This is a genomic window from Pseudoalteromonas sp. B62, assembly GCF_037162565.1.
Lineage (GTDB): Bacteria > Pseudomonadota > Gammaproteobacteria > Enterobacterales > Alteromonadaceae > Pseudoalteromonas > Pseudoalteromonas fuliginea.
On sequence record NZ_JARLVB010000002.1, the window covers coordinates 3,861,052 to 3,881,641 of the forward strand.

At 37.5% G+C, this 20,590-nt stretch carries 19 protein-coding genes; 5 read left to right on the top strand and 14 right to left on the bottom strand.

Annotated elements, in window-relative coordinates:
• Window positions 1-39: 39 nt before the first annotated feature.
• From P4S71_RS22005 to P4S71_RS22020, 4 genes are all read right to left on the bottom strand, one after another.
• Window positions 40-1,164, bottom strand: a complete 1,125-nt coding sequence (locus tag P4S71_RS22005) for a DUF4297 domain-containing protein (protein ID WP_337151519.1) — start codon at window positions 1,162-1,164, stop codon at window positions 40-42.
• A 232-nt stretch (window positions 1,165-1,396) separates the two neighbouring features.
• On the bottom strand, window positions 1,397-1,744 hold the full coding sequence (locus P4S71_RS22010; protein ID WP_337151520.1) for a hypothetical protein: 348 nt from the start codon (window positions 1,742-1,744) through the stop codon (window positions 1,397-1,399).
• Between the two features lie 98 nt (window positions 1,745-1,842).
• Window positions 1,843-3,609: a hypothetical protein gene (locus P4S71_RS22015; RefSeq protein WP_337151521.1), complete on the bottom strand. Its 1,767-nt coding sequence runs from the start codon at window positions 3,607-3,609 to the stop codon at window positions 1,843-1,845.
• A gap of 324 nt (window positions 3,610-3,933) precedes the next feature.
• Window positions 3,934-4,149 (bottom strand): helix-turn-helix domain-containing protein, encoded by a 216-nt coding sequence (locus tag P4S71_RS22020; protein ID WP_076920003.1) that lies wholly within the window; start codon window positions 4,147-4,149, stop codon window positions 3,934-3,936.
• 107 nt (window positions 4,150-4,256) lie between these two features.
• Here P4S71_RS22020 and P4S71_RS22025 point away from each other — a divergent pair, with 107 nt between their 5' ends.
• From P4S71_RS22025 to P4S71_RS22040, 4 genes are all read left to right on the top strand, one after another.
• Window positions 4,257-4,568: a hypothetical protein gene (locus P4S71_RS22025; RefSeq protein ID WP_337151522.1), complete on the top strand. Its 312-nt coding sequence runs from the start codon at window positions 4,257-4,259 to the stop codon at window positions 4,566-4,568.
• A gap of 32 nt (window positions 4,569-4,600) precedes the next feature.
• Window positions 4,601-4,774, top strand: a complete 174-nt coding sequence (locus P4S71_RS22030) for a hypothetical protein (RefSeq protein ID WP_337151523.1) — start codon at window positions 4,601-4,603, stop codon at window positions 4,772-4,774.
• Window positions 4,771-6,195, top strand: coding sequence for a DEAD/DEAH box helicase (locus tag P4S71_RS22035; RefSeq protein WP_337151524.1), 1,425 nt, complete (start codon window positions 4,771-4,773; stop codon window positions 6,193-6,195). The genes P4S71_RS22030 and P4S71_RS22035 overlap by 4 nt, the downstream gene beginning before the upstream one ends.
• Window positions 6,196-6,259: 64 nt before the next feature.
• The gene (locus P4S71_RS22040; RefSeq protein WP_337151525.1) at window positions 6,260-6,715 is read left to right on the top strand and encodes an antitoxin Xre/MbcA/ParS toxin-binding domain-containing protein; all 456 of its coding nucleotides are present in this window, start codon (window positions 6,260-6,262) and stop codon (window positions 6,713-6,715) included.
• A gap of 412 nt (window positions 6,716-7,127) precedes the next feature.
• On the opposite strand, the gene P4S71_RS22045 is transcribed toward P4S71_RS22040, so the two are convergent.
• The 8 genes from P4S71_RS22045 to hrpB all read right to left on the bottom strand — a co-directional run bounded on the left by P4S71_RS22045 (window position 7,128) and on the right by hrpB (window position 17,207).
• A complete protein-coding gene (locus P4S71_RS22045) occupies window positions 7,128-8,450 on the bottom strand; it encodes a hypothetical protein (RefSeq protein WP_337151526.1) in 1,323 nt (440 codons plus the stop codon).
• 307 nt (window positions 8,451-8,757) lie between these two features.
• Complete coding sequence (locus tag P4S71_RS22050) at window positions 8,758-9,156, bottom strand: hypothetical protein (RefSeq protein WP_076920000.1); 399 nt, start codon at window positions 9,154-9,156, stop codon at window positions 8,758-8,760.
• Between the two features lie 29 nt (window positions 9,157-9,185).
• Window positions 9,186-11,048, bottom strand: coding sequence for a hypothetical protein (locus P4S71_RS22055; protein ID WP_337151527.1), 1,863 nt, complete (start codon window positions 11,046-11,048; stop codon window positions 9,186-9,188).
• Window positions 11,024-11,272 carry a hypothetical protein gene (locus P4S71_RS22060; RefSeq protein WP_337151528.1) on the bottom strand — a complete coding sequence of 83 codons (249 nt, stop codon included), beginning with the start codon at window positions 11,270-11,272 and terminating at the stop codon, window positions 11,024-11,026. Before P4S71_RS22060 ends, P4S71_RS22055 begins: the two co-directional genes overlap by 25 nt.
• A gap of 84 nt (window positions 11,273-11,356) precedes the next feature.
• Window positions 11,357-11,953, bottom strand: coding sequence for a hypothetical protein (locus P4S71_RS22065; protein ID WP_337151529.1), 597 nt, complete (start codon window positions 11,951-11,953; stop codon window positions 11,357-11,359).
• Between the two features lie 65 nt (window positions 11,954-12,018).
• Complete coding sequence (locus P4S71_RS22070) at window positions 12,019-13,200, bottom strand: hypothetical protein (RefSeq protein ID WP_337151530.1); 1,182 nt, start codon at window positions 13,198-13,200, stop codon at window positions 12,019-12,021.
• On the bottom strand, window positions 13,193-14,647 hold the full coding sequence (locus tag P4S71_RS22075; RefSeq protein ID WP_337151531.1) for a site-specific integrase: 1,455 nt from the start codon (window positions 14,645-14,647) through the stop codon (window positions 13,193-13,195). Before P4S71_RS22075 ends, P4S71_RS22070 begins: the two co-directional genes overlap by 8 nt.
• 184 nt (window positions 14,648-14,831) lie before the next feature.
• Complete coding sequence (gene hrpB, locus P4S71_RS22080) at window positions 14,832-17,207, bottom strand: ATP-dependent helicase HrpB (protein ID WP_337151532.1); 2,376 nt, start codon at window positions 17,205-17,207, stop codon at window positions 14,832-14,834.
• Between the two features lie 285 nt (window positions 17,208-17,492).
• On the opposite strand from hrpB, the gene P4S71_RS22085 reads away from it, so the two are divergent.
• Window positions 17,493-17,690, top strand: coding sequence for a CsbD family protein (locus P4S71_RS22085; RefSeq protein WP_008132353.1), 198 nt, complete (start codon window positions 17,493-17,495; stop codon window positions 17,688-17,690).
• Window positions 17,691-17,751: 61 nt separating this feature from the next.
• Here the strand turns inward: P4S71_RS22085 and P4S71_RS22090 are convergent, their stop codons facing one another.
• Entirely contained in the window at window positions 17,752-20,013 is a 2,262-nt protein-coding gene (locus P4S71_RS22090) for a xanthine dehydrogenase family protein molybdopterin-binding subunit (RefSeq protein WP_096793538.1), read from the bottom strand.
• Window positions 20,010-20,507, bottom strand: coding sequence for a (2Fe-2S)-binding protein (locus P4S71_RS22095; RefSeq protein ID WP_170072025.1), 498 nt, complete (start codon window positions 20,505-20,507; stop codon window positions 20,010-20,012). The genes P4S71_RS22090 and P4S71_RS22095 overlap by 4 nt, the downstream gene beginning before the upstream one ends.
• Window positions 20,508-20,590 lie beyond the last annotated feature (83 nt).

The following is a 20,590-nucleotide window of genomic DNA, read 5'->3' on the forward strand; positions in this document are numbered from 1 at the left end:
TTCTAATCAATAGTTTGTAATTTTTTTCTGTTTTCATCATTAAGCCTTTAATAAGCAGTAGATCACTTCAAGCAACATCTCATCAGAAGAGCCAACTGCTTTATCTAAACCATCAGCTATTGCTTGTTGCTCTAGTGCTGTTATGTGTAAAACATCATCAGCATAGTTGCTTTCATCGACTTTATTGTAAGATGACTTGAAAAGAGTTGTGGTTTTTATATCTAACGCACTCATAAAGCCAGCTCTGCGCAGAGCCAAATCTCCAAAGCTACGTTTGAGTGTTCGCTTTTTTCTAGCGTTACAATCTAGTTCATTGATAATGTCATCAAATTCACTTTTTAAAGCTTGAACCCCTGGGTAACTAGAGTGTCGAACAATCACGTCATGTACATTAGTAGATGTAAGTGCTTTTTTCTCGATGAGTCGGCCCCAGTCTTTATAGTCATATTTTATCCGCCCTAAGCGCCCCATTTCATCAATTACTGCTCGGTATATATCGACAGCATTACACTGAGAATTTGGAAAAAGCGAGTGAACTAGCTTGGCAAAATTACCTAGGACGTAATCCTCTTGATTCTCAAGCTTGATATCAGGAATTATGAATTGAAGATGCTCGGGTAATACGGTAATTCCTAACTCAGTCTGAATTTTCTGAGTTAAGGTAGACAATTCATCCTCATCGATATCGCCAGTTTTAATCACATCCAGCTCTACGCCTTTATCAAGCTTTAAACTAAAACCACTAGAGGAAACTAAACCAATTTTTGTAATTTTATCTTCGTACGGTGTGTTAACACAGGATTCTAGTAATTTTCCAAGTACAGAACCTTTTAGTGTTCCTTTATCACCTTTTTTCCGTTTGGTTAAGCTTGCAGGTGTAAATTTGGCTATTTGATTTTTAACCTGATAGAACTCAAAAGTCGCACTAGAAACATTCAAGCTATCAGCAATAACTACATCTTCATGATGCTCAATCAGCAATGCATATTCTTTTTGCTGTTTATGTTTTTCAATGATTTCACATAAAGCCCAATGAAACTGGAAGTTATACTTACCAAATGTGCTTGCTCCAGCGGATTCACGCTGAGCTTCTGCGAGTGGATTATCTGCCATATGACCTATACCAACTAAAAGTGATTTATACTTTTTAATGGATGTTAGCATACAACATCTCTAAATTGGCATAACCCCTTGGGCTAGAAAATAAATTTCGAATGTACTTCTCAAGAAATGAAATGAGTTCTTGGAAATTTTTTTTCACTCAAAGTATGTTTTTTAGTCCACGGATTCAAGTAAGCTCACTTACTTTTGTCCAAAAAAGTGTTAGTGCGTCCATCCGATATTCGTTCAAAGCCAATAGCGGACGGTGGGAGAACATTAATCACTTGTTAGCTTTCTAGTTTTGTAACTTTTTTTCTAAAATTTCAATGCACATAGATAGTGGAACTCCCATTCCTGCAGCCTTTGGCTGAGCATTTTGACTAATGATAGCGTTTACCCCTGTCATTACCGCATCAGATTTTTTAATATCTATTTTGCTTTCCTCATACTTTTTAAGAAACTCATTTATTTCTGTTTTGTTATTAGAGTTTTGTAAAACAGTACACTCAATTACTGATATGTAAGACTGTCCTTGCGTTTTTACTGTTTTACCGAAAAATTTCACATAAGCACCATATGCACCACCACCAACAGCTATCCCTAAAAAACCCCATAAAACTAAAGATTTAATATCCAATTCCAATTTATTACTCCAAAACTTAAAAGAAAGCTAACGCCCTCTCGCCTATATTTAGGGAGCAAAGCGAGTAAAACTCAGCGTGCAGTGGCTTGTTAGAACTATCAATCTGCACAATAAATTATTGGAATCGCATTCATATCTCTAACAGCATGAGCAAATGATGAAATAATCCAGAGCAATTGAATAATATGCCCTCGGACAGGCTCACCACGCTGAATCTTAGAAAATTCAGTTATCACAGCTGACTTTGATAGAAAAGAACAGCTTAGAATGCACTTCCTATGAAGTTTGTAATCTTTTAATAACCCCTCTAGATAATCTTCAGCTAGTGCTGGATTTCCTTTTCTAACTCTAGCTATACTTGTTTCGTGCCTACTATTTATATACATACCCGAGAACTTATCATTTATTCTCTCGAGCATTTTCTCTTTGGTAAAGTACATATTTCCAAGATTTTTTATTCCTTGACCAACCACATCATGAAGGTTACTTGCAGAGGTGCTAGGACTGCCATGCTTTGAATGTATAAAACTTATGTTAGAGTCTGCACGATTAAATGTAATGTGATCCGCCCATTCAATGCCTAAATCATCACATAGTATGTAGTCATCATTTTGATGTATGTTTTCAACCACAGCAAACATAGAGTCACTCTCAAATGCCGTACTGGTACTAGTAAAACTACCTTTTTCAGAGATTACGGTAGGCATTTCAGCTTTAGGATGCATTATCTCTAATATGCTATTTATCTCTGAAACCCCTGATGAATCCTCAAAACAAGCTCCCATAAAGTACATGTATTTTGGATCAGTAAACGTGACACTGTAGTAACCATTTTTCACAATAAATTTCTGTAGGGTTACTTCCTTTCCATTTTCAATCACTCGAAATTTTGTCAGTGCTTTCGACGTTAATGTTAAGCTTTTTTCATTCTTTCTAAGACGTGTACAGGCTTCTTTTCCAATTACCTTACAATCTGAATCAAGCTCATATACTTTTTCAAGAGCAGCAAATAGCTTATTCTTTACCCGCGAAGAAATAACTACATTTCCAGATCTAGCTGTCTTATATTTTAAAATCAGTCCATCTCGCTCAATTCTTTCCTGTAGAGGAGTACTTTCAACTAAAATCGCATTAGGCTCACATGCACTTAGAACATCGCTTAATTCTACTTTCTTGGCAAATGAATCAAGGAAATTATTATCGCTCGAAGGGCTTTCAATAAGCTCGACTTGCTCCTTCACCCAAACAGCTATCTCGTCGAGAGACTTTCTCTGAGAAGACTCAATTAATCGACCGGTCCCAGAAATACTTTTTGTAATAGCACCTTGACGTAACTTTAAGTAAAATGGAATCGATCTTCCTGCAGAGTGAGTCGAAAGAAGTCCTTTTAAGTCTGCAGCCTCATAAGACCTAGCTCTCATTGCCCTATCTGAAATAGTCATATTTCTCAACGCAATTTTTTGAAATTCAACATCGTTATCGCCAAATGTGCTGGTTAAATCTCTACTATCAACTAATGTAAAATGCTCTTTTATTAATTCAGATATATTTGCGCAACTTTTTTTAAAGATTGCTAAATAGTTCTGATACTCAATCAATATAATAAATGCGTATACCCTATCTTCGAGAGCTTCATTAATAAAATATACAGGTCTAACAGAGGGAAATACTTTAACTGAGCACTTGTATTCCAATTCTGACTCTTCAACTCTCTTATCAGATCTAAAAAGGTCAACAACAAACTGAGTACCAGTATCCATATTTTCCACAGCAGCACCGAGAATATCATTTATGATTGAATCATCAATGGAGTTTTTAGGCACATAGAATTGAGCATTTTTTGTAAGTTCTAATCTTTCAGGCACGCTTGACACCTCCTTGTAGTGCTAACAGTTTTATCAGAGTACACTTTCCCTATTTTTACGCGAAAATGTCCTTATTTATGAGCTTCTATTATTAGCAAATAGTGTAACTTATCGCCAGCTATAAATATTATGCTTACTGTAGGTTCTTTATCCATGTGAAAAAGGGAAAGCTTTCATTACTTAGCTAATGACTGGTTTTCGCTGTCAGTTTAAATACTCAAAGCTACCTATCCTCTTTTAATTTCCAAACGGCATTTCTCAAGCTAGTTGTCGCCTAAGGTTTCAAACTTTATTGTTGGCATACATCAAATTTCTATCAAAAATTCACGAAATATCAAACAAATCATTAACAGAAACATTTAGTGCTATCGATAATTTCAGAACTTCAATATCTGTCACCCTCCTAACATTAGCCTCAACTTTAGCTAAAGTACTCCTGCTAATTTGCCAATCAATAAGGTTACACTTTGCTACAAGTTGTTCTTGTGTCCAGCCAAGCTTCTCCCTAATTACTTTCACGTTCTTACCAATAATATTCATGTTCCGACCTGCTCCGCTAGCGGAGCTTGATTGTCACAGATAAAAGGCCTAGAATTGCTCCGCTAGCGGAGCAGTCGGTTTTTGGTTAACGTAGTTTGGAATTTCTTTTGAAAATAGACAATTTGGTAGTTCAAATAATTAAAGCTCCCAACTTTAATAACTTTACAACAAGTGATGTCAGATCAGCTTATATCGCTATCAGTAAAGATCCTTTTTTAGACCCTGTAATAATTCGTCGGAAGTTGTATGCTGAGCTTCTAAAGCTTGTCAACAAAGGGTGGTTGAGGAAACAATTATCTAATAAGAGAAAAGGCACCCGCTTTATTAAAACTGAGCTGTTTGATGTTCAAAAGCTAATCGTGTATGCCACTGATAATTATCAACAGATAAAACTCTGCGACGAAATAAAAAATCATTAACAACAAAGTTAAACCATTATAAAGCCGAGTTATTGTTAAACCTCGGAGAGACGGAAGCTTACAAGGAGCTCTACGACGAATTCCCAGAATTAGTCACTGAAATACAAAGTAAGTACAACCAAGCTAGAGATAATAACACTAAAATTTTAGGAAAAATTAAAGCCATAGAAAGCTTAATTAACCAAGAGAAACAGCAAAACACATGAAGTTAAGAGTTTGGCAATCTGAATGTATAAATCTAGCACTTAATAAATACTTAGGTGGGCAAAAACATTTTTTAGCTTTGGCTACTCCTGGTGCGGGTAAAACCGTTATGGCCTCTGAATTAGCAAACAAAATGTTAAGCGATGGCCGTATTGATTTGGTTATATGTTTTTCTCCTGCATCTATCGTCGCAAATGATTTTTGTGAGAGCCTACAAACAATAACCAAAGAACGCTTTGATGGACTATTGGGTGCTAAAGGAAGCTCACTAACTTATCAAAGCTTGCAGTACTTAGATAAGACATTTTGGCAATTATTTTCTCGATTTCGTGTATTTGTTATTTTTGATGAAATTCATCATTGTGCAGGCTCAAATATCGAAAATGCTAACGCTTGGGGTGAACAAATAATACGAAACATCAAAGACAAAGCTACTTATACATTGGCGTTAACCGGAACACCTTGGCGATCTGATACTGCGCCAATTACTCTTTCAAATTATTTATATCCTAGCAATAAGATTTCGTGTGATTATGTCTACGGTCTTGCAGAGGCCATTCAAGACGATGTTTGCCGAATCCCTAAAATAGTAGCAATTGATAATAGCAATATTTCGATTGTTGGAGATGAAGAAACAAAAAGATTTCATAGTTTCAAAAGCTTACTCTCTGAGTCTGCGGTGTCTTACCAAAGCGTCATAGAAAATGAGGAGGTTATTAAATATATACTTTTGTCTGCGCAAAAAAAGTTAAGCTATATTCGCTCATCTTCTCCAAGTGCTGCAGGTTTAATTGTCGCCAGTTCAGTTGAACACGCAAATAATATCGCAAACCTACTTAAATCATACCTTAATGAAGAGTGTAGTGTTGTTACCTATCGAGAAAGTGAACCTACTGAAATTATTCAACGATTCAGACATAGTTCCAGCAAATGGATTGTTTCGGTAGGTATGATTAGCGAAGGTACAAACATACCGAGGTTACAAGTATGCTGTCATTTAACTAATATCAAAACAGAAATGCATTTCAGACAAATATTAGGTCGAATCCTTAGAGTTACCTCTTCAAAAAATCAAAATGCTGTTTTGTATATGCCTGCACAACCGAAGCTCTTAGAATATGCTTACCGTGTTAAACAAGACGTCCCTTTTGAGGCTGATGTTGTTAAATTTGATAAGATGAAATCACCCATCATGAATGATGTAACAGCGATTACTTTAAACAAAGTTTCTTTATGTGATAAAAAAACTAAACATTTAATCCATATAACAGATTTTGAGGCTGACAATGACATATCTAGCAATTCAAATATTAAAGAGCAAAATGAATCACACTTTTTAACTAAATCTTACGAACAGGTAGTTAATATATTTGGACGCTTCAAGCAAGAGACTTTAGCTCTAGGTTTTAGCGAATTAAAGTAACTATTTAACTTAGTACCGCCGACGCAAAAGTCTATGTATTATTTAATAATTGATGGTATTTACTATGAATAAGTGCAATTTGAAGAAGGCTGATTCCTATATCGATTTCATAAAAATAGTGACAGGCGGAAAAATAACCTATAGTTCTAATCCGCTGGATGAAATGGAAATTATTAGTTCTGGCGTAATGTTTAATGACGCAATACTATTTAGACAAAGCTTGCACTGGAACGTTACTTTACTTGCTGAAGCAACAGGGATTAGTGTTAAGGCAATAGAGCGCCATCAAAAGAGTAATAAACCTTTTAACCTATCGACAACTCAGAGCATGTTGGAGCTAGCAAAACTATCATTATTTGGTGTTTCTTATTTTTATAACGTAAATAGATGGAATTATTGGTTAAGCACACCACATATCCAATTTGATGGCCATAAACCTTTTTCTGTTATAAATACTATACGTGGACGTGAGCTAATTAAACGGACTATTCGTGGGCTTGAACAGGGTTTTTCAGCATAAAACTAGAAGAAGTTCAATTATGAGGTTTTATTGATAGTAATTTGATATTAATAAAAATTACTTCTGACCTACTATATGCTCTCTTTCGATATTCCTATTATGAATGAGTGTGATTATCATAAGTGTAGTAGCTCCCCTCTGACCTTACAGTTCTTGAAGAATCTGTTTATATTTATCTGACAAATGGTTATGAGCAATAACCTGACTTTGAATAAGTTTGTTGTTTCACCCAATAGATTAGGTCTAATGGACTAATAATATTAGTATATCTTAGCTTCGGCAAACTTCTTGCTAAAATTGGAATGATTTTCTACGCCAACAAAAACTGCTTGCTAAAGACCCAAATGGAGTTTTAGCATACACCAACTTTAAAAGTTTTGGTCTAACGATTTCATGATATTTATGCAGAATTTTATGATAAAAGCTTATCAGTTAAATTTCTAGAAAGCATACAGCAGTAAATATTATCTCCTTTGTAAGGTAATAAATCATTTAGATATTTAGCATCAATCAAAGCTGACTTCACACCATTACCATATATGCCATGTAATGCTGCTTCTAACAATTCTCCTTGGGCATGGTTTTTAAAATATACACTCGCCAACATTTCAAAAGCAGTAACTCTAATTTTACGAGATTTAGAATTTTTTAAGATATAGTAAAAAGAATGGCCAAGTGACTCAAAAGTTGCATTGTATTTATCAGTTTCTTCTAGTCTCAGTGCCTCTTTATAGACAATCGTTTGGTAGTTTAAAGACTCCCAGATATAGTAACCTGCTCTTGAACCAAATTCGCAATCTTTATCAACTTCCTCATTACTGATAATTACTAAGTTCTGAAGTAATTCTGTAAGATGCCAAGTAGGAAACTTCGATGGATAAGATTGTTTATTTCTTATAATTTCCAATGATGAGCATTTGATACAATTTAAATAAAAATTAAAAAATGAATTTTTGATAAAAGTATCATCCTGAAGATCGTCATGACGTTCAAGTAGCTTGCACTTTTCTTTATTCAAATGAATATTGTTATATTGTTCTAAACTTTCGAAAAAGTTACTACTACCCAAATATTCAACATTACCAATAGCTTTGGATAAAAGTATCGAAAAATCAGCAATACTGTTGTAAGAATAATGATCAACGAAATAGGTATCTGATTCAAATCTAAACTTTGAATTTTCGTCAGTTAACTTCTCAATGTCTGCGACAGTTAAAGGCTCTCTTATTAAAAATAGTAAATCTAACGCTAAAGAAGGATTATTAATAAAAAGATAAGACTTCATTTTTGAAGTCATTAGCTTTGTTCTTATAGTCTCTCTTATTGTATTTGGCTGATTAATTAAATACGGAGTCAGTGGTTCAATTATGAAACGAAAAACAGCAGCCTCTTTTACATCAAGTGTTACAATTTCACCTGAAAACTCATTGAATGGGTTTTGTTTCTTCCTTATTTTATCTGTAGTCAATTTATCTATGACTATTTCCAACAACTTCTTTTTGGTGGTTTGTAATTTTATTACATTGATATTTTTGTTTAATACATACTCTATATGTTCTAATTTTTTATCACTTTGATTAACCTCAGCTAAAGCATCAAGTAATTGCGATACTTTTCCACTACTGACTGCCCCATTAAATATAAAAAAGTAAAAAACTATACTAACAAAGATGCATAGTAACAATAATGTTGAGTTACTATCAAAACCAGGTATCCATGAATAAGGCAGTAACAACCCGGATACTGCTAATACATCATAAAATAAGAAGTACAAAGACAAAAATAAAAAAATTATGCAACTAACAACCCACCTTTTAAATTTAAGCTTAATCGCTATCTCTAATTTTTTTCTTCTGATGATAACGCTAAAAGGGCCGCTAAAACGGCAAAATATGTTAAGAAACCTGATACATCCATTTAAATACCAAACACAATCCAATATTATCTGATAGCCACTTTACAGTAATGACAATTCACAAACCATCCATCAGATTATTTTTATACTGGTCTTGAAAGATTAATATTAGTGGTTTAAACCCAAACTAGACGTTGAGGCGGGCGACGTTAGATTGCTTATACAAGTCTTCTTCAAGCTCTCGAATTTTAGCAACCAATTTTAGCTCTCTTGCTAAAGAATCCTCTAGTCGTTTTTTTGTAAGTTTTAACTCAGTTTCTATCCTACTAATTCTTTGAACTGAGCGCCTTTTAGTCTCTGCTTTGGACAGTGTTGTTGAGGTGTTTTTATGTTGATAAGCCAAAATTGCACTGATAAGGCCGGTGTGTTGTTTACGACTTTTCTTCAGATAACCTGCGTCATGTCCAGCTTCAATGGATACTCTCGCAGGAGTAATTAACTCTGGAGCAAGACCTATACAACCATCCTTTGTACCTTTTCCTACCTTAAGTCGCTCAAATGCTTCATAACAATCTTTTAAAGCCATGGTATTACTCCTTGCTTAATTAACTTTATCTAAGATTTGATCAAACTTTTCTTATTATTTTTATATCTGACCAATTCATCTAATTCTTCCTTAGTGGCTAAGTACTCAACCGAGTCTGGATGATAGGACGATAGTTCTTTTGTTGTTGAGATTATCAATTTATCAACGTTTTCAAACTTAATAACCGCGCATGAACTAGTTAAACAATCAGCAAACTCTCCTAAAATTGAACATTCACAAATATCATCGTTAGTGCATCCTCCTAGCAATGTTTTTCTGTAATTAAACTCACCATTATTTACCTTTTTTACTGTTTCACTCTTCAATTCTTCAACAAGTACCTCACCAGTGTTAAGCCTGCTTCTTTGTCTTTCTAAGTAACCACCTGTTTTTCCGTGTAGCTCAGTATCTTCATTCATGAGATCGTTCAAAATGGCTTCTGCAGTTTCCAATGACATTCCTACTTGCACTTCTAAAGCAATATGGTTTAAGGGCAAAACATACTTCTTAGTTTTTACATCGTAATGACCAAAAATTGTTTTCACATTCTCAAAATTGCGACTGTAATACCTACTCATTTCCTGACTGAGGTGTTTAAATTGTTTTGCAAGCGTTGGCAACGACACAAAACCGCTATTCAGCGCATAAAAAGCCAGAGATCTTCTCGATTGATGTGAAGTAAGGGGCCATGGCATACCTATGCTAAATTTCTTTTCTTTCGCAAAGCTTCGGTCAGGGTCACTAGCCTGCAAGACTTCGAAATCGTCTTCTGTTATTAGAAATTCAGGATTTGAAAGGAAAGTATAGTGGCGAGGTTTAAAAGAGATAACCTCAGACCTATCAGTATCAAAATGATTTTTCATAAAAATTTTAACCGTACTAATAAGTAAAGGGTAACTATCAGGCGTCCCGCCCACTATATCAGAATAAGCCCTAACAATAGTTTGAAGCGATGAAACAGCATTTACTACAGAGTTGTGCGCTAGCCAAGACTCTTCTTTGCGATACCCTGTGAACTTAGTTGTCGTAGAGAGTACATGGATAAGTTCGGATGCAGCTAAAGATTCTCCATTTTCACCTAGCTTTTCAGCTTGCAAAACCTCTTCGTGCACACACTGATACGGCAACCTGTTAACTTCATCATTTCTCATGCCAGTATATAAATGGATGAGAAACTTCATTTTATACTGGATAACCCCTATCAGCATTACAAGTGAAGCCCGGCTTCTGATTTCAACATCAAAATGTTTAAACACATCTTTCATTTTATACCTTGCCACCGCCTCAGGAAACGTGGCACGACAAGTAAAATTTTTTACATTATTTAGTTTAGCCTGCTTTTTCTGCTCTTTTCTATTTATACCGTAGTGGGGATCTTTAAATTCACGTATAAACCGACCTAATTTTTCAATATTTTTATGAATATACTGTCTTTCATCTGTTAAATGATTAATAAGTTCAAGATAGATTCTAGTCGGAATAATAGGATGCTGCTTATACGGTATTGTTTCGTGTAAGCCTTTATCATAAACAACATCAAAACCAATATTTTCCTCACCGATTGTTTTCAACTGCATTAGTAATGCATGCAAACGCTGCTTATTTTTCTTCGTCAACGTTTTTGCATAATGCGCAAGATAGCTCTTGTTTGATAATATGTCCTGAACGCTGATCTTCCCCAGCATCCTATTTTTTTGTAATTTCACTACGAATTCAACTATTGAGAACAACTCACTCGCATAACTTTTCAACGTAGTTACTGAAAGTGGACCTGCTTTACCATTTTTAGCCAAAAACATTAGAAGAACATATATCTTTTTCACCTCTATAAGCGTGCTTTTATCAAACTTATCATCACCACTAACAGCTAGTTTTCCCCAAAAATTGAACACGTCCCTTTGGTCGATAGTCTGTAGGGCGTAAAGTCCCATGTTAGCCCAGAAAAAATGGCAGTTACTGCACCTTTTGCATTGCGACATAACACAAAGTCGTTAGGAATAGTGACCCCATTATCAAAACTAAGCTCATCTGGATTACAGTCTTGTGTAAATAAAGTGTTTTCATCCGAGAGCAAGGATAAAAATTGTGGGTTTGTATAGTTTTTTGTTTTTTTCATGTTATTCAATAGCCCCATCAGCACTGTCAATGAAAATTAAGCCTAATTGTTCATATCGCTGTAAACGGCTTTCCCAATATGGTGTTAACTCTCCACGATGATAAACAAGCTCAATACACTCTTTGACATTTTTTCCCCCTGCTCAGATTTTATGTTGATCTGATGTAGAATGCTCCTAACCCTAACAGACAGCTTTTCAAAAAGCTCTTTTGCCTTTTCTCTTTCGAGGCTAGCTCTTAAAACACCATCAACAATGTACTGCAAGCTAACAAGCTTATGGGAATCTTCTTTATCATCAGCATGACAGATATAATGAGAGCAAAATAAACACCCATATTGGGTTCTACAATTAGGTTTAATTGGTGGATGAGGGATAGCTACTTCGGGTTGCAAATACTTTCCACAATGCCCCGACGCAGTTTTTTTATCCGTGTTGCTACCACTTGAAACGTGCATTGCAGCTTCATTAGCAGCGTCCCAAAATAATGATAACTCGGAATTTGACTTTTCAGGTGACACTTCCATATAAGTTTTTTCATTAGTCGATTGGGAATGCCCGAGTACATTTGCAACTGTATCTTTCTCAATATCAGGGTGTTCGTGTAGGAACAGACTTTTTGATTTACGTACTTCTCTTGCAGTAATAGGTTTAAAGTGGCTAGGCATAAAAACACCAATCATTTTTTCACGCTGAAATTTCCTAAGGGCAGTCTCAGATATAACAGTTGGTTCCCACGATTTTACCTTCATTCCAAAAAAAGAGTTTTTACCTTTTTACCTCTCAAAAGCCACTCACGTAGTTTTAGGTATCGTTTAAAAATGCTCACAGCGCCTGATGCAATTTCATATTGAACAACTTTACCTGCAGCTCTAAATTTAATGATCCGATACCCTTTATTAGTTAAAGACTTATTTATTTCCATCTTACCGTCAAATTCTATCTGAGCTATTTCATCAGGATAAGCTCCTGACAACATAATAAAAAGTACTTGATATGCTTGCATTGCGGTACAAGCAAAAGCTCGTCGAGGCTTACACCTTGGATTAGAGTTTGCTTCGTTGAACCTTTTAACACTTCGAGCGTAATCACTCTTGATACTTGACTTATTTTGAGTTGAGGAGAGTTTATACTTCTCATCTAACGTACTTAATCGGCCTTCAACATGGTTGTATATATTAGATGGTCGGTATGTGTAAGGTGTAACCCGATGACTTGCATACGGGAATAAGTAAGTGATGTAATTTGGCATTTTCAAACGACATGGAAATTCTGACTTTTCAATTAAAAATTCAGTTAAACATAACGCTATACTTTTATAAGTATTAAAGGCTGTTTGAAGGTCTTGTATCTCCCGAGGCTGAGTTTTGCTTGCTTTGCCACTAAATTTTACAATGTTATTTACTATATGTGACTGTGCTGGCTTACCGTAGTGAATAAAAATAAGAAATGATAATGCGATTTGCTTTAATTCAGCATCACGTGGAGTAAAGTCAATATCAACAGACCGTACTTTATGATTCAACTCAAGGGAAATAGCATTGTAAGCTTGCTTAGTGCTTTCAAAGTCTCGTAAGAAACTGGCCTTATAACCATAGTCTTCCAATACAGCCAGTCCAGCTCGAGTCTTTTGTATAACAGTGCGAATACTAGAATCCCTGAACCCTCTTGTAACTACATACTCAATAAGATTTCTGATAAAATCAATTCTGTGTTTTGAGAGACTAGATTCATCAACAAGAAACGGCATATCTTTGTGTGCAGCGGATGAAGTGCAAAATCTATAATTTAAATAGGCTATATGGCCTAGATCAAGAGGGTGTTTTTTACCCGATAGTGAAAGTCTTAACTTTTCAGGATGTAGATACTCATTTTCGAACAGCTCCGTTTTCGTAACAATAATAGTGTCTCTTACGACATAACTATTCATTGTAAGCATCCATCTCTAAATCATATAAGCCAAAAACTTGCTGTTCATAAATAGATTGTGCGGCAACTCTAGAATCAACAACCATGTCAAATAGTCGAAGGTAAGACTCTGTCACTTCACGACTGGCGTGGTGTAAGCGCTTTTGAACCATAGATATAATATCTCCATTCGTTAGAACCCCTTTAGCAGCGAGAGGTTGTAATCTTTGGTAGTAGTAATATGCATAGGTTGCTCTTAGCCAATGGAATGAATAGTTTCTTGGATAGTTAGAACCAGCAAACTTTTTCCACTTTAATTTCATATAATAAGTATTTCGTCCTTGCGGTTTACTTTTAGTTATTTTATAGCGAGGATCTGACTTTGCCATGTAGTGTGGTTCACCTTGAGGTGATAAGAACAAATACATATCATCATCACTCAGAATGCTGCCATTCTTAGCAATAAATTTATCTCGTCGTTGTTTAGCTTTTGTAGATTTTGAGTAGGTGAGGAGTTGATTCGCTAATTGTTCTGGGAAATAGAGAACCTGTGGCTTATCAAATTTAGTATCTATACTCGTTCCAGGCCCTGCATGTACTTTGAAAGTTCTATCTTTTAAAACACTCTCTTCTTTAAACAGATTTAAATGCTTCATTCTTATTGTTAAGATTGTTTGCTTTCTAGCTCCTGTTTGCAGGGCAATGAAATGCATTAACCGTTCATCCACAGAAAACTCTTTTGTATTTAGAAGTAATAGTAACTCATTTAGCTCAGGCTTCAAAAGTGGTCGTAAGTCTTCACTAGATTCACGAACATAGCCTATAGGTATAGGGCTTGCAGAGCTACTTACAGCCAAACTCTGTCCTCTCTTTACTATTTTTTTTGAATAACTATGCCCGTATGAGTTTTGGAAGAACCTTGTGACAGACTCAACAGTGTCAACTTTTCGTAAATCAATATTCGAGTTTGGCTTAGAGGATATAAATTCATAAAAATCATAGACAACTTTTGTCTTTTTATTTAGAGATGTTCGAGCTAACTCGCCATCATTAACCTTTTTCAACAAATCGAAGAAATAAATATAGGTCGGGCGTTTAGGTTTTCTTCCAATAAACTTCAGTAAGTCAATTTTTCGCTGCTCACAGAAAATTTTATAATCCAATAACATACTAGCTTTCTCTTTCAGCGCAGTATCTGTTCTGTAACCTGGTTTGTTATTTCGAGCGGATTCGAATAAGAAATGGTTTGCATCTTCCCAAGGTGTGCCATCTTTTTCAAAAGTAAATGGAAACAAATACACATCATGGTTTTCATTAAAGGCGACACAAGGTGTTGCAAAGTACTTGGTAACACCATCATGACACAATACAACTGAGGAAGATTTATCTACTGGATTTGTGCTTATTTCTGCATATGAGTCTCTGATATGAGTAATCACAGTAACCCTATCGAATTTGCTAAGCTCCATTTATGTAGCCTTACTATTATGGTTATTCTCAAAAGGAAGTTAGCGAGTGACTCAGAAACCCACAACGGGTAAATAAAACTATCTCCGCTCAACAACTGGAGCTGCTCTCTAAAGAAGCACTCTTTTTAATTTACTACCTATGTGTCAACCTTATGTTTTAACACACAAGGCGTCAATATCGATCTTAGCACACAAGCTTAGGGTAGCGGCCTTTCATTTCCTTTTGCACATCGCGGTAACTGCTAGCCCAAAAGTGGGCTAAATCTTGAGTAAGTTGCAATGAGCGTTTACCTGGCGATAGCAACTCCATAAGCAGTGGCAGCTTACCGTTGGCAAGCATAGGCGTACTGGTCAAGCCGTAAACCTCTTGCATACGCACGCTTAGCTTTGCGGGGCCATCAAGCTGGTATTCTATTTTTATATTTGAGCCACTTGGTACCGTTAAGCGCAGTGGTAACAATGCTTTTAACGCGGTTTGTTGTTGCCAATCAAAACAGTTTTGTAATGCTTCAAAGTAGTTAAACTTTTTAAGCTGCGTGAGCGTTTTAATATCTTCTAAAAACACACCTAGCCACTGCGCTGCATTTTGAATAAGTTGTTGCTCATTTATTTGCGGAAATTTATCGGGCATTAAATTACTTGCTAAGCTCATACGTATCAGCAATTGTTGCGCATCAGGTTGCTCGTTAAATAATGCAAAACCGTGTTTAGCAAATAAGCTGAGCCACGCTTTAGCACGCTCGCTCTTATCTAGTTTTTGTTTACTAGGCTGGCTGCTGAGCGTTATAGCCCCGAGCTTTACTTCATCTTGGTGAATAAAGCGCGCTGATTTTTCATCAAACTCACAACGAGTAAGTTCACTAAATAAATGCGGTAAAAATTCTTGTAACTCAAATGGGTTAAGCGCGGTGGCTGCAAATATACGCCCGCCTTTGTGCCCGCCCATGGTTGCTATGGCTAAGTAATCGTCGTTGTGCCAGTAATCGGCATTTAACTCAGCACCAGCACCATTGGCAAGTAAATAACCATTACCACGTTTTTTAGCAATACGATCGGGGTATGCCAATGCCACCAGCAAACTTATATAATGCGTATTTAATTCGCTGTTTTCGTCTTTTACTTTTAAGCGGCTTTGCCAATACTTTAACTGTTGTTTAAATACCGGATGCGGACGTTGCTGTTGGCTATGTAGCGCTAAACTCAACTCGTTTGCACTATTTACTCGGCTCTCAAGTAATGCCACTAAATAAATAGCGAGCCTAAAAATACCAGAGAGTTGGTCATCAAGTATTTGTGCTTTTAATAGCATATGCGCCAAACGAATATCAGCACCAAAACCTAACATTTTACTGCCAAGCGGTGTGAGCTTACCTTTGCTATCAATAGCTTCTAGCATGTTAAGCAGGTTACTTGCTTGCTCGCATTGTTGCTCAGTGGGCTTATCGAGCAAGGTTAGCTCATCAATACTGGCTCCCCATTGCTTTGCCTCAAGCATAAGCTGGCTTATGTCTGATGTGAGTATTTCGGGATTGTCGTGGCTATTACGTCGCTCAAAGGTTTGCTTTGAGCCAATTCGATAAACAATACCAGGCTCTATTCGCCCTGCACGTCCTGCACGCTGCACAGCAGAGGAGCGTGATATACTTTGTGTTGTGAGCTCTGTAACCCCTGTTTTTAAATTAAAGGTGGCTGCACGGCGCTTGCCGCTGTCAATTACAATGCGTATACCTTCAATAGTTAAACTGGTTTCGGCTACATTAGTGGTAAGCACTACTTTGCGCATGCCGTTTGGTGCAGGAGCAATAGCAGCTTGCTGATTGGCCTTATCTTGCTCGCCAAATAGCGTTGTAACTTGGCAGTTACTGGGTAAATCGCTCAGTGCTTGTTGCACGCGTAGTATCTCAAACTGCCCAGGTAAAAATACCAATGCGCTGCCTGTTTGCTCATTAAGTGCTTGTTTTATTATGTTAGGAATTGCATCAAGCCAGCGACTTTCATCTTTTATGGGTATGTATACTTCGTCTATTGGATAGCTGCGACCGCTTGATTGAATTACAGGGCAGTCAAAAAACGCAGTGTAACGCTCTGTATCAAGCGTTGCCGACATAAGCATAATGGTTAAATCTTCACGTAGCGCACTTTGGGTTTCAAGCGCAAAGGCAAGTGAGGTATCTGCTGCAATTGAACGTTCATGAAATTCATCAAATATCAGTAAATCAACATCGCTTAATTCGGGGTCGTTTTGCAGTATGCGCGTTAGCATGCCTTCGGTGACTATTTCGAGGCGCGTATTAGCGCTTACTTTACTCTCGCCTCTAATCCGCAAGCCCACACTTTGCCCAACACTCTCGTTTTGGCACTTTGCTAGGTAGCTGGCAATATTACGTGCAGCTATTCGGCGAGGCTCTAGCATTACAATACGTTTAAAATGCCCATCGCGCATAAGCTGCAGCGGCAACCACGTAGATTTACCCGCACCAGGCGGCGCTTGTAATAACGTAATAGGATTACTTTGTAATGTAGTAACGAGTTGTTGATATATGTCTTGAACCGGCAGCACTGCTATTTACCCAAAATTGCTTTGCGTGCATTGTAACAAAAACCAAAAATAAACGCGCCGCTAAAGCTATGTGGTTATAAGGGATTTAATAAAGGGTTACATAATCAGAAATAATTACAGACCGCTCTGTACATTTTTTAAGGATGTTTTCACAACATTAATCATTACTGCCTCAATAAAAACATAACACCATGATTATAAATGCAAAATAAAAATTTAACTTATTGGTACACGCCTTGCTCCTTTTATACTGAACGTTAATTAAATCTAAGTAAGGAGAAACTTATGAACAGCGATCGTATGAAAGGTAATTGGAACGAACTTAAAGGTAAGGCTCAACAAAAATGGGGCGATCTTACCAACGACGATTTAGACAAAATTGAAGGTAGCCGTACAGAGCTAGTTGGTAAAATCCAACAGCAGTATGGTAAATCTAAAGAAGAAGCAGAGCGTGAAGTTGATGAGTTTGAAAAAACTCACTAATCGCTAACTTCTAAAAAAACCGCCGAATGGCGGTTTTTTTGTTTAAGCTGTAGTTATTTAGCTACGCTTTTAACTGGTCACCTATTGGTAACTGCCTAATGCGCTTTCCGCACGCTGCAAAAATAGCATTACATAATGCTGGCGCATAAACTGGTGTAGATGGCTCGCCTACCCCTGCTGGTGGTGCATCACTTTGTACAATTTCAACTTCAATCTCAAGAGGTGAGTCGCTCATACGCGGTACGCGATAATCATGAAAGTTACTTTGCTGTACGCGGCCTTTATCAAAAGTAATACCATCGCTGATTGCAGCTGTAATCCCATAAATAGAGCCACCTTGGGTTTGATTTTTAACGGTGTCGGTGTTTACAACCGTACCCGCATCAATAGCCACCCACGATTTAATTACTTTTAAATCACCAGCATCCGATACTTCTACTTCAACTACCGTCGCTACGTAAGTTAAAAAGCTTCTATGAGCTGCTATACCTAAACCTCGTCCTTTAGGAAGTTCTCGACCCCATTTACTCATGTCAGCTACTTTTTCAATAACATGGCGCAGCCTGCCAATATCTAACGGATAAACCGCTTTATCGCCACCGTAATTATCGTATGTAGCATTTTGCTCTGTTACATCAACAATACGACTCGGACCTATAGTGTCTAGTAAATAGTCTTTTTGGTCACGGCCAGCTTTGTGCGCCGCTTCGCCAATAAATGACTGAATAGCAAAGGCATGAAAAATATTTGATACAGAACGCATCCAACCAATTCGTGCTTTGGCTTGCGCATCACCGTTTTCTAACTTCATGTTAGGTGTGTTAATTGGGTTATCGGTAAACCCTAAGCGCAGTTCAAAGCTCCCTGGCGTAGTCGCCCCTTCTGAAAAGGTAGAGGTAATTGGTGAAAATGCGGTGCGGTGCAAATACGATTCTATAGCGCCATTTTTATCTAGCGATGCTTCAATGTGCTGAGCTGAAACTGCATGGTAAAAGCCATGTTGTATGTCGTCTTCACGCGTCCACTGCACACGAATGGGTTTGCCTACTTTCATTGAAAGATAAGCTGCTTCTGCTGAAAAGTCAGGTTTTGACTTACGCCCAAAACCGCCGCCGAGCATAGTAACGTGAACATTAATTTTGCTCTCATCCATGCCAAGCATTGCAGCCACTGTTTTCATATCGGCTTGTGGATTTTGCGTAGCAGCCCATATATCAATACTGTCTTTGTTGTACATAGCCGTTGCACAAGGCGGCTCCATTGGGGCTTGAGCAAGGTGCGGCGCGTAATAATCAGCTACCAATTTATTGCTCGATTTAGCCAACACGCCCATAGCATCGCCTTTATCACGTATGTTTGCCTGTGGAGTTTGTACTGTTTTTAATAATGACTTTTTAAATTCTTTTGAATTGTAATCCCCATTTTTGCCATCATCCCACACGACTTTTAATGCTTTACGCCCTTGCCATGCAGCCCATGTGTTTTTAGCTATAATCGCAATGCCACCTTTTGGCTGAAACTGCGGTGCGCCTTTTGGTGCAGGTATTTCAATAACATCTATAACGCCGTTTATCGCTTTTGTAGCACTGGCATCAAATGACTTAACAACACCGCCCACTACCGGCGGGCGTTCAATTATAGCCACCAGCGCTTGTGGTTCGCGTACATCGGCTGCAAATATAGCTTTGCCTGTTACTAAGTCGGCTAAATCTATGTGCGCCATGCCGGTATTAATATAGCGCCATTCTTTGCGTGTTTTAAGTGTTAGTTTGTCAGCTTCTGGTGGCGTTATTGTAAGCGCTAGGTCGATTAAATCTTTATAAGTAAGCGATTTACCTGAGCTGTGTGTAACAACGTGTTGATTAGCAGTACAGGTTTGTGGCTCAACTTTCCAATACTTAGCAGCAGCATGCTGCATCATGTAACGCACACTTGCGCCCATTTCACGCAGGCGCTGCATGTTGTAGCGGATACTGCGCGAGCCATCGGTATTTTGATCGCCGTATTTAGGGTCGCCCTTCCCCTGAATAACAATAACCTTATCCCACGCGGCTTCCATTTCATCGGCAACTATTTGTGCAATCGCGGTGCGAATTTGTTGACCCATTTCAGAGCGATGACACGTTATTTCAACCATGCCGTCAGGGCGCAGTGCAATAAATAAGTTTGCGCGTTTTGCAAGCTCAGATGGCTGTTCTAACACACCCGCAAATGCTCTTGGCGCACGGCCTACAAAATAAGTACCGAGTACTAACGCACCTATTGCACTGGTTTTTAAAAATTGACGGCGGTTTAAATCAAAGTATTTATTATCTTGGCTCATACTTCTTCCCCTTGCTCATTTGGGTCAAAATACTGCACGCCCGCAATAGTTTTAGCGGCTGATTTAATTGCTTTATGAATGCGCGGATATGTACCACAACGGCAAATGTTTCCCGACATGTTACTTACTATTTCATCATCGGTTGGGTTTGGATTGGCAGCTAATAAACTCGCCGCTTGCATCATTTGGCCGCACTGACAAAAGCCACATTGCGGTACTTTATGCTCAACCCATGCTTGTTGCACTGGATGGTCGCCATCTTCACTTAGCCCTTCAATTGTAGTAATTGAAAGACCCGCTACTGCCGCTACAGGTAATACACACGAGCGCTGAGCTACCCCATCAATATGCACAGTACACGCACCGCACTGAGCCATACCACAGCCAAATTTAGGGCCGGTTAAATTCAATTCGTCTCGGAGATACCATAATACTGGCGTTGACGGATCGCCAGAAAACTCATGTTTATTACCATTAATGGTAAGCGTGATCATACTAAACTCCTTGGCAAAGCGCTTTACAGGAGGGTTCCTTGTCGCGCGAGAACTATTTTTAATTACTTACTATTTTATACTTA

What these genes read in the sequence shown, in the direction of transcription:
- P4S71_RS22005 (WP_337151519.1), bottom strand. Translation starts at nt 1,164, where the DNA reads ATGCTAACATCCATTAAAAAGTATAAATCACTTTTAGTTGGTATAGGT.
- P4S71_RS22020 (WP_076920003.1), bottom strand. Translation starts at nt 4,149, where the DNA reads ATGAATATTATTGGTAAGAACGTGAAAGTAATTAGGGAGAAGCTTGGC.
- P4S71_RS22035 (WP_337151524.1), top strand. Translation starts at nt 4,771, where the DNA reads ATGAAGTTAAGAGTTTGGCAATCTGAATGTATAAATCTAGCACTTAAT.
- P4S71_RS22040 (WP_337151525.1), top strand. Translation starts at nt 6,260, where the DNA reads ATGAATAAGTGCAATTTGAAGAAGGCTGATTCCTATATCGATTTCATA.
- P4S71_RS22050 (WP_076920000.1), bottom strand. Translation starts at nt 9,156, where the DNA reads ATGGCTTTAAAAGATTGTTATGAAGCATTTGAGCGACTTAAGGTAGGA.
- P4S71_RS22060 (WP_337151528.1), bottom strand. Translation starts at nt 11,272, where the DNA reads ATGAAAAAAACAAAAAACTATACAAACCCACAATTTTTATCCTTGCTC.
- P4S71_RS22065 (WP_337151529.1), bottom strand. Translation starts at nt 11,953, where the DNA reads ATGATTGGTGTTTTTATGCCTAGCCACTTTAAACCTATTACTGCAAGA.
- P4S71_RS22070 (WP_337151530.1), bottom strand. Translation starts at nt 13,200, where the DNA reads ATGAATAGTTATGTCGTAAGAGACACTATTATTGTTACGAAAACGGAG.
- P4S71_RS22075 (WP_337151531.1), bottom strand. Translation starts at nt 14,647, where the DNA reads ATGGAGCTTAGCAAATTCGATAGGGTTACTGTGATTACTCATATCAGA.
- P4S71_RS22085 (WP_008132353.1), top strand. Translation starts at nt 17,493, where the DNA reads ATGAACAGCGATCGTATGAAAGGTAATTGGAACGAACTTAAAGGTAAG.
- P4S71_RS22090 (WP_096793538.1), bottom strand. Translation starts at nt 20,013, where the DNA reads ATGAGCCAAGATAATAAATACTTTGATTTAAACCGCCGTCAATTTTTA.
- P4S71_RS22095 (WP_170072025.1), bottom strand. Translation starts at nt 20,507, where the DNA reads ATGATCACGCTTACCATTAATGGTAATAAACATGAGTTTTCTGGCGAT.